Annotated in this window: 11 protein-coding genes and 2 pseudogenes; 7 read left to right on the top strand and 6 right to left on the bottom strand. The window is 43.7% G+C overall.

Going from position 1 to position 12,582, the window contains the following annotated elements:
• The first annotated feature begins 198 nt into the window (after positions 1-198).
• The 3 genes and pseudogenes from G517_RS0111775 to G517_RS18895 all read left to right on the top strand — a co-directional run bounded on the left by G517_RS0111775 (position 199) and on the right by G517_RS18895 (position 2,203).
• The gene (locus G517_RS0111775; protein WP_028304580.1) at positions 199-606 is read left to right on the top strand and encodes a GNAT family N-acetyltransferase; all 408 of its coding nucleotides are present in this window, start codon (positions 199-201) and stop codon (positions 604-606) included.
• Positions 607-769: 163 nt separating this feature from the next.
• Positions 770-1,141 (top strand): annotated as a pseudogene (locus G517_RS18900) (transposase); the annotation flags it as partial.
• A gap of 330 nt (positions 1,142-1,471) precedes the next feature.
• A complete protein-coding gene (locus G517_RS18895) occupies positions 1,472-2,203 on the top strand; it encodes a SinI family restriction endonuclease (RefSeq protein WP_051206354.1) in 732 nt (243 codons plus the stop codon).
• Between the two features lie 17 nt (positions 2,204-2,220).
• Here the strand turns inward: G517_RS18895 and G517_RS18890 are convergent, their stop codons facing one another.
• Positions 2,221-3,642, bottom strand: coding sequence for a DNA cytosine methyltransferase (locus tag G517_RS18890; RefSeq protein WP_036591366.1), 1,422 nt, complete (start codon positions 3,640-3,642; stop codon positions 2,221-2,223).
• Between the two features lie 179 nt (positions 3,643-3,821).
• Positions 3,822-3,953 (bottom strand): annotated as a pseudogene (locus G517_RS21245) (hypothetical protein); the annotation flags it as partial.
• Between the two features lie 188 nt (positions 3,954-4,141).
• On the opposite strand from G517_RS21245, the gene G517_RS0111750 reads away from it, so the two are divergent.
• The 3 genes from G517_RS0111750 to bamJ all read left to right on the top strand — a co-directional run bounded on the left by G517_RS0111750 (position 4,142) and on the right by bamJ (position 6,172).
• On the top strand, positions 4,142-4,927 hold the full coding sequence (locus G517_RS0111750) for an enoyl-CoA hydratase/isomerase family protein (RefSeq protein WP_028304579.1): 786 nt from the start codon (positions 4,142-4,144) through the stop codon (positions 4,925-4,927).
• Positions 4,928-4,979: 52 nt separating this feature from the next.
• A complete protein-coding gene (locus G517_RS0111745) occupies positions 4,980-5,570 on the top strand; it encodes a DUF938 domain-containing protein (protein ID WP_245543244.1) in 591 nt (196 codons plus the stop codon).
• 125 nt (positions 5,571-5,695) lie between these two features.
• Complete coding sequence (gene bamJ, locus G517_RS0111740) at positions 5,696-6,172, top strand: BamJ family beta-barrel-assembly machinery protein (protein WP_028304577.1); 477 nt, start codon at positions 5,696-5,698, stop codon at positions 6,170-6,172.
• A gap of 203 nt (positions 6,173-6,375) precedes the next feature.
• On the opposite strand, the gene G517_RS21110 is transcribed toward bamJ, so the two are convergent.
• Entirely contained in the window at positions 6,376-9,252 is a 2,877-nt protein-coding gene (locus G517_RS21110; RefSeq protein WP_028304576.1) for an HD domain-containing phosphohydrolase, read from the bottom strand.
• A gap of 155 nt (positions 9,253-9,407) precedes the next feature.
• On the opposite strand from G517_RS21110, the gene G517_RS0111730 reads away from it, so the two are divergent.
• On the top strand, positions 9,408-10,349 hold the full coding sequence (locus G517_RS0111730) for a patatin-like phospholipase family protein (RefSeq protein ID WP_028304575.1): 942 nt from the start codon (positions 9,408-9,410) through the stop codon (positions 10,347-10,349).
• A gap of 90 nt (positions 10,350-10,439) precedes the next feature.
• On the opposite strand, the gene G517_RS0111725 is transcribed toward G517_RS0111730, so the two are convergent.
• The 3 genes from G517_RS0111725 to G517_RS20190 all read right to left on the bottom strand — a co-directional run bounded on the left by G517_RS0111725 (position 10,440) and on the right by G517_RS20190 (position 12,377).
• The gene (locus G517_RS0111725) at positions 10,440-11,588 is read right to left on the bottom strand and encodes a hypothetical protein (RefSeq protein WP_211224286.1); all 1,149 of its coding nucleotides are present in this window, start codon (positions 11,586-11,588) and stop codon (positions 10,440-10,442) included.
• 150 nt (positions 11,589-11,738) lie between these two features.
• Positions 11,739-12,116: a hypothetical protein gene (locus G517_RS20195; protein ID WP_028304573.1), complete on the bottom strand. Its 378-nt coding sequence runs from the start codon at positions 12,114-12,116 to the stop codon at positions 11,739-11,741.
• A 9-nt stretch (positions 12,117-12,125) separates the two neighbouring features.
• Positions 12,126-12,377, bottom strand: a complete 252-nt coding sequence (locus tag G517_RS20190) for an IS5/IS1182 family transposase (protein WP_028304075.1) — start codon at positions 12,375-12,377, stop codon at positions 12,126-12,128.
• Between the last annotated feature and the right edge of the window lie 205 nt (positions 12,378-12,582).

Below are 12,582 nucleotides of genomic sequence, written 5' to 3'. Positions count from 1 at the left end.
AGGCACTGAAAGCAGCACGAATCGAGCTTGCAGAAGCCAAAGTCTGAAAAGGCTAGAAAACACAGAATCAACCAAGGGTTGCTGAAAAAAAACAGCCATCAAAAATAAACAACAGAAAACGAGCTGCTGGCGGGAAAAGTTGGCTGAAAATAGGTTCTTCTACAGGCTCGTTATGCAGTTCTCAATTCTGGAGTATGAATGAACATTGAAGTTAGTTTCGATAGGGATATAAATGAAGATGAAGTTATCGATTTATATAAGGCTAATGAATGGTCTTCTGCTGATAAACCAGTAGAACTGATTGCAGCGTTAACAAATTCTCACTCTTTAGTAACCGCTAAGCTTAATGGAAAATTAATCGGTTTAGGTAATGCTATCTCTGATGGTCACTTAGTTGTGTATTATCCTCACATGCTGGTTCATCCTGACTATCAAGGAAAAGGTGTCGGTCGAAAAATGATGGAAGCATTCCAATCGATATACGGTAATTTCCATCAACAAATGCTAACAGCAGATGGCGAGGCTATAGATTTTTATAAAAGCTTAGGTTTTGAGCGCGCGGGGAAAACTGAGCCTATGTGGGTATACTCTGGTACGGAGCATTAACTGCATAACAAGAAATTAAACAAGGACAAAAAACAGTTGGCTTTTTGTTCACTCCGTTCACTTATTTTAGCCAACAATTTTTTGCCTGTTAATTGGGCGTTCAGGCTGTAGAAAAACCTCCCGAACTATGATCTGATCGGGTTTTGAAACGCAGGAGGCGGTGATGGCTCGATTTAAGCCCTACGACTACAACCAAACGTCGATGGTGGTCATTAATTACCTGGATCAGTTGCAGCCCGGGTCATTTGAGTATGCTCTGCATTACCTCGTTTCTGAAAAGCTGGAGCTGTCCGCGTTTCACCAGCCTTATAAGAATGATAGCGAAGGCCGCCCAGCCTACGATTCCGTTATTTTGCTGAAAATCATCCTGTTTGCTTATTCCAAAGGCATCACCTCCAGCCGTGAGATTCAGTGGTGCTGCGAAACCAACATTATCTTTAAAGCTCTCTCCTGCGATACTGTCCCGCACTTCAGCACCCTTGCTCATTTTGTCAGTAGTCAGCCGAAAGCCATTGAAGACCTTTTTGAACAACTGAACCGCTTCAGCCTGAGAAGCAAAACCAAAGTACAGGGGCAATGGCAACTTTATTGCCTGGTACATAATGTAGAAAAGCTGGCAAAATACGGGCATATCACACAGTAAAACAGAGTCAACATAGCCTTAAAACAGGCAAGAAAAGCGATATGGTATCTGGCTTACAGACGACCAAAGCCTGAAATACAGAATCAAGAAAGGGTTGCTGAAAAAAAACGGCAATCGAAAATAAACAACAGAAAACGAGCTGTTGGTAGGGAAAGCTGGCTGAAAACAGGTTTTTCTACAGGTTCGTTAGGGTTCAGTGTCACCTATATATTGGAGAATAGTTTGAAGTTAAAAGAAGCATTGGAAGAATTAGGTCGGGAAAAAGCGATTGCTCTGGGTATGAAAATTGCCTCAGACTTAGATATACAGTGGGAAGGGAGCGTGGCTATTGTATTTAATGCAATAGTCAATGACTTTGAACGAGCCCCTGGAAATATTGGTGGTAAAAACGACGATCATTCAGGCGCTATCCAAAAATGGATTTTGAAATATCGAAGCGGGAAAGATGGCAGAGCAAGCCAAAGAGTTTCTAATCCTCCGGGAACCGTGTCTGATCCCATTATCGAAAAAATAATTGGGGCGAGAATAACGGCGCTTATGCCGGATGATCTTATCAAAATTAACTATGCCCACCGTTTAGGTATGTCGGCTGAAAATATTCTCGGATTAATTTTAGAAGAATATTTGGCAGTAAACTTAAAGCCTCATGGTTGGCATTGTGCATGGGGAGAAACTGTAAAGTCAGTCGATTTCGTTCACGAAGATGGACGTCTTCTTCAGATTAAAAATCGTAGCAACTCTGAAAATAGCTCAAGCAGTGCAATTCGGCATGGAACTCAGATCGAAAAATGGTTCCGCATTAAAGCTGATAGAATTGAATACATGTGGGAGTCCCTGAATAGAATTTGTGAGACCACCATACTTTCGGAAGACTCCTTTGTACGCTTTGTTCAATCTACCCTTGCTAGTAACCCATCTTGTTTGGCTGTTGAAAAAGAAAATCCATGGCTCTAATCCTTAAGAACTGGGGTTCAACCAAACCCCAGTTCTTGCTGCTCAGATTTGGAATTATGGCGATCTACAAGCTTTTTAAACTCATTTCTCCACTCCGTATCCGTCGTGCATTTATAACGCGAATACTTAAAGCCTTTATATTGAATAACATCAATACCGCTCAGTAAATTTAAAATCAAGGCTCCAACAGCCTGTCCTAAGCTTACAGGTACAGCATTGCCAACTTGCTTATATTGTTGGATTAAGGGGCCGGCTAAATCCCATCTATCTGGAAATTCTTGGATTTTCTTATATTCTTGAATAGATAGAGGTCTATCTTCTTCTGGATGAGCAAGATCAGTTGCAGGCATTGCTGGGTGCGTAACAAGCGTTGGCGAAGGTTTATCCCATGCCAATCTGCGAAGAAAACCGGTTTTTCCTCCACCAGAATAAAAAGACTTACCCATAGCTTCTTTTTGTAGTTCAACCGGTAGATTTTTCCAGTTCTCACCAGATTTTAACAGTCGGTAATATTTAAGTCTCTTCTCAGGGAAGGTAATGTGATCATGTTTGTCTATTTTTGAGATACATTTTCTCAACGTATTCCATTTTGGTAACCCGTACTCTGCATTTTCAGAGTGTGTAGGCATTAAGAATGGTGGAGCCTTTCCATCACGAGAACAGACAATTATTACTCTCTCTCTTATTTGGGGCGTTCCAAAATTCGCAGAGTTATAAAGGTTGAATGAGTAGCCATACCCTGATTTTTCAAGCCTATTTATTATAAAGTTTAACGCACCACCTTTTAGCTCGTCTTCTCCAAGGTCAGGGAAGTCTATTCCTCTTTGTTCATGTGGCCTGTGTTCCATCGGGCATGAGAGAAGTCCCCGAACATTTTCAATTACAAAATACTTGGGTCTTAATTCAAGGCATAATTCCAAATATTTTAAAAAGACGTTGCCACGCTCATCATTGAAGCCCTTCCTATTTCCCGCAGTGCTAAATGCTTGGCATGGTGGTCCGCCGACAATTAAATCAATTTCATCGCATTTATTTAAGCCTGCAGCACTCCTGATATCATCAGCATTGTAGTCGTTTATATCAGTTAAAAGAGCAATATCAGGTTTATTCAAAGCAATAGTTTGCCTACAAAACTTATCGATTTCACAAGCAAGGCGTATATCGAAACCAGCCTTCTCTATACCTAGGTCAAGCCCCATTGCCCCTGAAAAGAAGCTTAGTGCAATAGGCTTTGTGCTATTCGCTAAGTATGCAGGATGGTCTTCGGCAACATGGTGTGCTGTTTTTAAGCCGTATCTATTAAGGCTCTTAGCGTCTATGACCCAAGAATTGCCAATTTTTCGCGCAACTAAATCACCTTGTCGGCACAAGGTTCTAACTCTCTGCTCACTAATATCTAGTTGCAGAGCGGCTTCTCTGATGGTAATTTCGGTACTCATTTTTAGTTTCCTTGTCGAAACCTGTAGTAAGTACCATATTAACTGTATAGAAATACATGTCAAGCCCTAACAAGTTGCTTCAAAGGACACGTACAGTTTGCTAGCGCTTAGCGCATTTTAGCAAATTGTACTTAGCTGCTGAGCAAAGCGTTCAAGCTGTAGAAAAATCTCCCGAACACTTACACACCCACATAGTCGTCGATCTGTCCTTCAAAGTGGATGCTTAGCTGGACAGGGTCTGTTTTGATCCGCTTACAGAACTGACGATGCACCGCCTCAACCGCATTGGTCGTGTAAATCGCTTTACGCACCTGTCTTCTTATGCCAAATCCCCGCTTTGTCGTCCCTATAATTTTTGACTGAGAAGTCAGCTTTGACTTGCCCTGCCAGCTGTGAAATTCTCGTGGGCTGTTTTAGCACGGTTTTAAAATTACCGTCCTAATACCTTGTTTGTAACACATGCCTTATCCATAACAAGATTAACTGGCCGGAGAGCCCTATGAGCGCTGTACTTTTTGAACGTATCGATAATATCGCTTGGATTACCTTAAATCGTCCCCACGCTTTTAATGCGATGGATGAAGAGGCTATGCGCCGTTTGAGTGAGCTGGCGAATCAGTGTGCTTGTGATTCATCCCTTCGGGCGGTGGTGATCACCGGTTGTGGTGATAAAGCTTTTTCTGCCGGTGGTGATGTTGGATCATTTTCCAGTGATCCAGATAATGTTGATCGCTTACTTATGGATATGACAACGTATTTTCATAGTGCTATTGCCCGTTTATCACGTTTACCTTTGCCTGTTATTGGTGCGATTAACGGGATGACCGCAGGGGCTGGATTAGGCTTAATGGCTTGCTGTGATTTAGTGATTGCGGCAGATACCGCTCGTTTTACCAGCGCTTATACGCAAATTGGATTCTCCCCTGATGGCAGTACATCCTATTATCTTACTCAGCAGATAGGGCCGCGCCGCGCGAAAGAATTTTTTATGACGAACCGTGTGCTTGATGCTGCAACGGCTCTGGATTGGGGGCTGGTAAACCGAGTGGTACCTAGGGATAAACTGGAAGAAACGGTAACAGAACTTGCCAATATGCTAGCAACAGGCCCTACAAAAGCTTATGCCAAGGTTAAACAGCTGGTTGATAGTGCCCATACGGCAACTTTAGAAAGCCAAATGGAACTAGAGTCTCAGTCCATTTCAGCGTTAAGTAAAACACTGGATGGGCAGGAAGGTGTGCGCTCTTTTATAGAAAAACGGCCTGCAAATTTTTTGGGTCAGTAGCTTATAATAAGCAGCCCATAATAATAAATAATAAACAGGTGATATGATGACGATGCCTTTTTCACAGGCCTGCGAGAATAATAAACAACCGATCTTAGAGGTGCTTAAGACTGCATTTTCTAATCTTGATACCGTGCTAGAAGTTGGCAGTGGCACAGGGCAGCATGCGGTTTATATGGCGGAGCATCTACCGCACTTAGTTTGGCAACCGTCTGATCAAGCACTTTATCTGGAAGGTGTTAAAGCTCGATGCCATGATTATGCCGGTGGTAATTTAAACGTGCCGGTAGAGCTTGATGTTACTCAGCCGCTTTGGCGAGTGGACGCGGTTGACGGCATCTTCACCGCAAACACTCTGCATATTATGTCATGGATGATGGTTGAAGACTTCTTTAAGGGGGTTGGGCGTACGCTATCAGCCCAGGGCAAGCTGTGTGTCTACGGCCCTTTTAACTATAACGGGCAGTTTACCAGTGAGAGTAATCAGGTCTTTGACGGCTATCTGAGACAGAGAAACCCAGATAGTGGCATCCGAGATTTTGAGGTGATTAATCAGTTAGCTGAAAACCTTGGCTTGTACTTAGTGACGGATCACGAAATGCCCGCTAACAATCGATTGCTAGAATGGGAGCGGCGGTTATAGCATTTATAGAAAGTTGGCTATAAAGGCAAGGCTGTCGGTAAGTAACAGATGCCGGTTAAGTCTTGCTTTTTTATTCCAGCATACTAGCATGGCAGCATCTTACCTTTTCCTAACAGGATGCTGTTGTGACTCGAATTATTATTATCGCGGCTATTGTGATTGTCGCGTTGTTTATTTTCAAACGAATGTCTGATGACCGTAAGTCAGTGGCTGAAAATCAGCAAGAAGGACAAGCTTTCTTAAACAGTAATGCTGAGGAAGAGGGCGTTGTAACCACCGATTCAGGTTTGCAATATAAAGTACTTGAAGCGGGCAGCGGTGATACCCATCCAAAAGCGACAGATCGCGTAAAGGTTCATTATCACGGTACTTTGCTGAATGGCACGGTGTTTGATAGCTCTGTTGACCGTAATCAGCCGATTGATTTTGGATTAAATCAAGTGATTCCTGGCTGGACAGAAGGTGTTCAATTGATGGTTGAAGGTGAGAAAACGCGCTTTTTTATTCCTAGCCAATTAGCCTATGGCAATCGGTCTGTGGGTAAAATTTCAGCAGGCTCGGTACTGATTTTTGATGTTGAGTTGATCAAAATTAATCCATAGGCGACGTATAGTTAATTTATACGTTGCTTATAAAAAGGAACTTTACGGAATGGAAGGGTTCTTAATTTATGCCTTGTTTTTATAGGCAGTCAGAAGCATCCGATGTTTTTGTTTTCTATGTTAGTTTCCTTATTATGCTTGTACCGCCAACCCTAGGGTTGGCGTTTTTTTTGCAAGATTCTTAATAGCTTTCTTATCAAACCCTAAGCGAGATCAAGCTGGCTCAGCTGGACTAACAGAGCTTGATAATCCACTGCGTCATTTTGCTCGGGGTCTAAAAAGTCTTGGGCGTATTGGCTAAAGCTTTGTTCCTTCAGCAGTGTTGCAAACAGGGCAGGATCAATATGGCCTCCTAAGGTCATCTTAACCATAATGTTGAGGGCCTCGCTGACGGTTTTTGGCTTTTTGTAAGGTCGGTCTGAGGCGGTAAGTGCTTCAAAGATATCGGCAATGGCCATGACTTTTTCTGGTGGAGTCATTTCGCTGCCTGAAAGTTTTCTGGGGTAGCCTTGGCCGTCAATACGTTCATGGTGGTTGCCTGCCATCTGAGGCACTTTTTTGAGATACTCCGGCAACGGCAGTGCGTTTAGCATCATAATGGTATGAACACTGTGCTCATTAATCTTAAAACGCTCCTCTGGGGTTAATGTACCGGCACGGATACTTAAGTTGTAGCGCTCTCCTAGGTTAAATGAGTGTTCTGGTAGCGCCATATCAAAGCCCCAAATATTATCAGGGTTGCTTGCTTCAACAGGAGGGCGGCGACCTTCTCCCCACGGAATAATATGCTCAGGCTTATCGGCTAATAAGGTTTCTGTAGCAGGTAGTGATGGTTGCGGCGATGACCTTTGTAAACGGTCAAGCTCTTCATGGGACAATCCTAGGGTGTTATCAAAATGGCGGACCCACTCTTGATCACCGATTGTATTAATTCGGTCAAGTGTGTCGGGGGATAAAAACTCAGTACCTTCATTTGTTTTTGCCAGAAAATTGAACTGCTCAATAAGCTCTTCCTGGCGCTGCTTTAATGCATTTTTTAGGTGTTCTTCTGGTTGGCCTTGGGCGATTTGTTGCCAGTAGTGAATCTCTGCATCTCGCCATAGAATTTCAAAGCGTGCTCGGATTTCATGGATTCGATTAAAAATAGTTTCAAGCTTGGTCGCTTTATCAATGACATGCTCTGGGCTAAGAATTTTGCCACAGTCATGTAACCATGCTGCAATTCTGAAGGCTTCTTCATCTTGAGCCGAAAGCTTAAAGTGTGCGAATTCGCCCTGTGTCTGCTTGGACAATGTCTCTATAAACTGGAAGGCAAGTTGAGGCACTCGTTCACAGTGGCCACTGGTATAGGGGGATTTGGCATCAATGGCATCGGCGAGTAAGCGTAAAATACCTTCGATTAGCTCTTTTTGACCGTCAATAAGCCGTCTTGTCTCAATGGCTACTGCCGCTGAGCCTGCTAATTCTGAGACAAAACGGATAAGCGCTTTTTTATTTTTTGGGACTTTTTTCCAATGCATGACCAGCAGACCTTCTAGGCTGTCATCGCGTTTTCGTAGAGAGATTACAAGACTGTTCTTTGGCTTTTCAAGTTGCTCTAATGTGTGATGCAAGATGCTGGCATCATCTTGGCCTTGCTCTGTTAATATTTTGGAAAAGCCGGTTTCAACGGTGGAGCTGGTGAGTGTGAATTGGTGTTCTTCAGAATGGTACAGGTAGATAGCACCAGACGACATTCCGGTGGCCGTAACCAGATTCTCTAGCACTCCGTCGAGCATCTTTTCCAGATCGCTTTCTCGGTTAAGGCAAAGGCTAATGGCCTGGAAACTATCAATCGTGCGGGACATATTGCCTACGACTTGGCTCAGTTCCTTTGCTTCTCTAATATCTGAGTGAATATGAACTTGAGAGCTAAAATCAAAGCCAGATAATGCTCTGACTTGCTCTGTTAGCTGTCTAAACGCACGGCCAATGCGAGCACCACCGTATAAGCCTAATAACAGTACGATAAGGATAACCGCGACGGTCCAGAGGGTTTGCTTCAAGATAATATCTTTGGCATTCGCCAAAAGCTCAGTCGATGGAATGGCTAATATTACTTTAATATTTTGGTCATTTAACCCTGTGATGGGTATCCAAAGGCCGTACCATTCTTGATTTTTGGCGTTAAAACGCTTGAGTTCATTTGGATCAAGATTGTCTTCTGCAATCATTCTCAGGATAGGGCTTTCTAGCTCAGCTAGCGTGTTCATCCGATAATACTTATCTTCCCGAACGATCATCTTTTCCGTATCCGCATGGGCCAGAATTTTGTTCTGACCATCAACCGCAACCAGCTCGCTACCGGTTGTCAGCTTCAGCATGGATATTTGTGCAGCAAGATCTGTGACAGAAGCATCCATACCGATAATATTTTGACTGTTGCGCCCTCTTTTTGCCAAAGTAATACCAATTTCACGGGTACTGAAAAAAAGGTAGGGGTTGGTTAGTATTTGATCTTCGCTAGTGAGAGCTTTGTTAAACCAAGGGCGTGTTCTCGGATCGTATTGATAATCAGGCCTATTTTGCTGGCTGAGTAGGTTCTGATCGTTATCATAGTAGAACCATGTTTTTCTCATGCCTTGATTTATATCAGGTTGAAGGGATAGGGTCTGAAGCAGAAAGGCAGTGCCTTGAGGAGCATTAAATTTTTTGATCATCGTTTGATCATTTAATTTTCTTAGCAGAAAAAACTCGCCGGTGCTGTATCCTGCGTAAATAGCACTGAGTACGATGTTTGAATTCAGTGTTTCAAAAAGGACGGGAAGGCGCTGCTGTCGACCTTCAAGGTTTGTGGCTGTCAGTAGCGGGTCATAACTGAGAATTTGTAATGCACTTTGGGCTGGGCCGGTTAAGCGTTTGGCTTTTTCATTTAAGGTATCACTGAGTTGTCTAGCAGATTCTGCGGTAGCAACCAGTAGTGCATTTTTGTTGTTTTGATAATTTTGAACGACCAATAAAGCACTGAGCAGAAGCATGGCGCAAAACATAGCCCCGCCTATTAACCACTGAAGTGATATACCCTGACGCATAAGCCTCATGCTTATTTCCTTGTTTTTTTATGATTTAAAAATGCATTTTAAATGCGCAATTCCATCTTTGGGACTAATAAATAGTTGATCTGGACTAAAGTCTATAACGTATTGGCACTAACATCGCTTGCTGTGATCATTTTTTTGAGGGGAATATAGGGTTTATGGAATCAAAAAAGACGGTGTCTTTAGTTTTGGGTAGCGGTGGCGCTAAGGGTTTGGCGCATATTGGCGTTATCCACTGGCTAGAAGAGCATGGTTTTGAGGTGGCGTCTGTTTCTGGTAGCTCTATTGGTGCTTTAGTGGGCGGTATATATGCTGCAGGTAAATTGGATGAGTTTGAAGCATGGGTTCGGGCTATTAAAAAGTCCGATATGGTAACGCTCATGGATATCTCCTGGGGGCGAGGCGGACTGATCAAAGGTGAAAAAATTATCAGCACCTTGATTGATCTTGTCGGTGAACAAACCATTGAGTCCTTACCGATCTCTTATACGGCCGTTGCGACAGATATTCGAGGTGAACGTGAAGTCTGGCTGAATTCAGGCTCTCTGTTTGATGCTATTCGCGCTTCAATTTCTTTGCCGATGTTTTTTACGCCGGTACAGATGGGTGGGCTTACCTTAATTGACGGCGGAGTACTAAACCCCGTGCCGATTGCGCCGACATTTGGCGATAAAACCGACCTAACCATTGCGGTTAACTTAGGTGGTGCGATTAAAAATACTAAGGTAACACCGAAGCAATCCCTCAGCGCTGATAAAAATGAAAACCTAGACTTACAGGAAAAAATATCCCGTTTCTTTAAAGGCTCTCAAAAGAATGACACGGAACGGCCTGAGCGAGACTGGTCCGCTTATGAAGTGGTGAACCAAGCCTTTGAATCTATGCAGAGTAGCTTAGCCCGGCAGAAGCTGGCGGTTTATCCACCGGATTTGGTGGTTGAAGTGGAACGCAATGCCTGTGGTACTTTAGAGTTTAATCGTGCGGCAGAAATGATCGAATTGGGCTATAAACGAGCGGATCAATGCTTAGAGCGATTAAAGACAGATTTAGACCGTCCCGATCAACATGTTCTAGTCCCCAGAGGGCATGAGGTTTATTAGTCAGGGGGCAAATAAGTCGCTGTAGCAAGAGGAAAGTCGATGATAGGGACGGGCCTCGGCCCGGCTTATAGCCAGGCCGAGGTGAAGGCGTTACTGACGATCTGTTAGTTTGTATCCCTTGGGAACCTCAAAACGGCTACCACGCTCCTGTTGTACTTTAACGTTAGTGACATCATAGATATAAGACAGCATAGGTTTGCTGGTGTCACGAGTTGTGCGTTTTTCAACTTCTTTATTAACCCGTTTTTCTGCAATACCTTCAGCCATCTTTGTCAAAGAGCCCAGCGGGTCTTTTATACTGAACGCGGTTTCTTTTTTCTCAGCTTTTTTCGTTACTTGCTGGCAGGCCTGACTGTCAGCGAACCACTCAAGTTTAATGGATACAGGGTAGCCAGGTATTGCTTTCAGCTTTTGAACCACTTCAGAGTCATTGTCCATCTCTTTTTTCTCGATATCACCTGAGATCATAGAGATTGCACCGAAAATCTGATTATTAAAGAAGTTAGATAATGGGTTTGTCTGATCTGATACTTTGCTTAAGTAGTTTCTGTTGTATTGACCGTTAATGTCCCACATTTCCTTGGTTGTTTCGTCAGGCTTGGTCATCCAGAAGTCCATTTTCACCACATGCTTATCTTCCAGTCCCTGCTCATCCTGGGTGGTCATGGTCCACTGGGCCACATACTGATCAGCCTTAAAGCCGTTCACTGTGCGCTGTTTATCCTTAGGGGTGATGTTAAATTTAAAATCTGACGAAGTCAGCTTACAGGAGTCACCGCCGGATGGGTCATAGTAGTCACCCTCTTCTTCGTTATCCTGCTGCTCTTCAAGCTTATCCCAAATACTGATATCACTGCAGCCAGACAGCGGGCACTCGTAAAAAGCTTTTTCATCGTGATCAAGGTGCCATTGCAGATTTTTATCAACACGTGCAATCATTGTTTTATCGGCATTGCCTATCATCTGACGGGCAAGCCAAGAGTCATATTTAACCGTATCCTTGATTGCCCGGCGTTCAGGTTGCGTATAAATAGTCACGCTTCCCTTGCTATCAGGTAGTATAAAGCCCCCAATAGAGTACTTTCCTTCCAGAATGCTGGTCTCTGCTAGCGGTGTTGTATCCTCCACAGGCTTTGAGGATGCGCAGCCTGTCATGATTAGGCTTAAGGCTGTAATTTTTAAAAACTTTCGGTTGTTCACAATTAGTCCCTGTATTCCATTATTATTTGCAAAGCTCATAATGAACTTTTCTTGGTCTGATCCTGTGTTCTCCGATTTTTTAGTAAACCCGCAGCAACGAACAGAATTACCAAGGATTGTAACTATCAGTGATCCTGGCTTCTACAATAATTCAATTACATCTTTTGAAGTTACAGCCCCGTTTCAGAGCTATAGCATTTCTGCTCTGATTGAATATATCGGGTACTTCAAAAAGGCTGAATGCTTCATCACTAAAGGGGGGCGTTGGCAGAAGTAGAGCAGAAAGAACTCAAAAGACTTTGCGCGGAAATTGAGCTGCTTCGTAATCCCACGGTTTGCGCTGACTGGGACGTTTGGCGATAAACCAGTCAACCTCCGGTTCTTTTGCTTGTCACGTTTATGCACGCCCTTTTCCAGCGAGTAAACCGCACCTCTGAGATCATCGGCACCGATAGATATCTTCATGCCGAATACCACTGATTGCCCTTCTTGCTCTGGCGCTTCTGGATCACGCTTCCCCGTTTTGTTTTTGGTTGACCTGGGTGCACTAAGAATACTGGCATCCATCCGTGTGCCTTACTGCTGGAGTTCCTCATTAATGCATTGGAAGACTTTACGGGCCAGCTCCTGTTTCTCTAACAAATGCCGGAACTTCAGAATGGTGGTTTCATCGGGCAGGCTGCGTGTCAGGTCAAGGTTTGCAAAACAGCGCATGGAGTCGATTCCATAAAGCGCATCTTCCATAGCGGGATCGCTCAGATTGTAAAACAACTGCATCGTATGGATTCGCAACATGGACGACAAAGGGTAAGCAGGCCTGCCGTACATTCTGGTAATAAAAGGGTTGAATCAGGTCTTCCAACGTGTTCCAGGGGATGAGTTTATCCATGCGCTCAAGAAAACGCTCACGACGTATTTTCCGCTTCTTGTGAATCTGTTCGGCATCCGTAAAAGACGTTGTTGCATGGTCATATCCTGACGTCATTCGTTATGCTGAGATTATCGCAAATTTTGGGAGTTGATCAGAGTATCC

This window comes from Oceanospirillum maris DSM 6286 (genome assembly GCF_000422865.1).
Classification (GTDB): Bacteria; Pseudomonadota; Gammaproteobacteria; order Pseudomonadales; family Halomonadaceae; genus Oceanospirillum; species Oceanospirillum maris.
Note: the sequence above shows the minus strand (reverse complement) of the source record. Positions and strands in the feature narration are given on the sequence as shown.

Coding starts and splice junctions, on each gene's coding strand:
- G517_RS0111725 (WP_211224286.1), bottom strand. CDS start 11,588: ATGAGCTTTGCAAATAATAATGGAATACAGGGACTAATTGTGAACAAC.
- G517_RS18890 (WP_036591366.1), bottom strand. CDS start 3,642: ATGAGTACCGAAATTACCATCAGAGAAGCCGCTCTGCAACTAGATATT.
- G517_RS20195 (WP_028304573.1), bottom strand. CDS start 12,116: ATGGATGCCAGTATTCTTAGTGCACCCAGGTCAACCAAAAACAAAACG.
- G517_RS0111750 (WP_028304579.1), top strand. CDS start 4,142: ATGAGCGCTGTACTTTTTGAACGTATCGATAATATCGCTTGGATTACC.
- G517_RS21110 (WP_028304576.1), bottom strand. CDS start 9,252: ATGAGGCTTATGCGTCAGGGTATATCACTTCAGTGGTTAATAGGCGGG.
- G517_RS20190 (WP_028304075.1), bottom strand. CDS start 12,377: ATGTACGGCAGGCCTGCTTACCCTTTGTCGTCCATGTTGCGAATCCAT.
- G517_RS0111730 (WP_028304575.1), top strand. CDS start 9,408: ATGGAATCAAAAAAGACGGTGTCTTTAGTTTTGGGTAGCGGTGGCGCT.
- G517_RS0111745 (WP_245543244.1), top strand. CDS start 4,980: ATGCCTTTTTCACAGGCCTGCGAGAATAATAAACAACCGATCTTAGAG.
- G517_RS0111775 (WP_028304580.1), top strand. CDS start 199: ATGAACATTGAAGTTAGTTTCGATAGGGATATAAATGAAGATGAAGTT.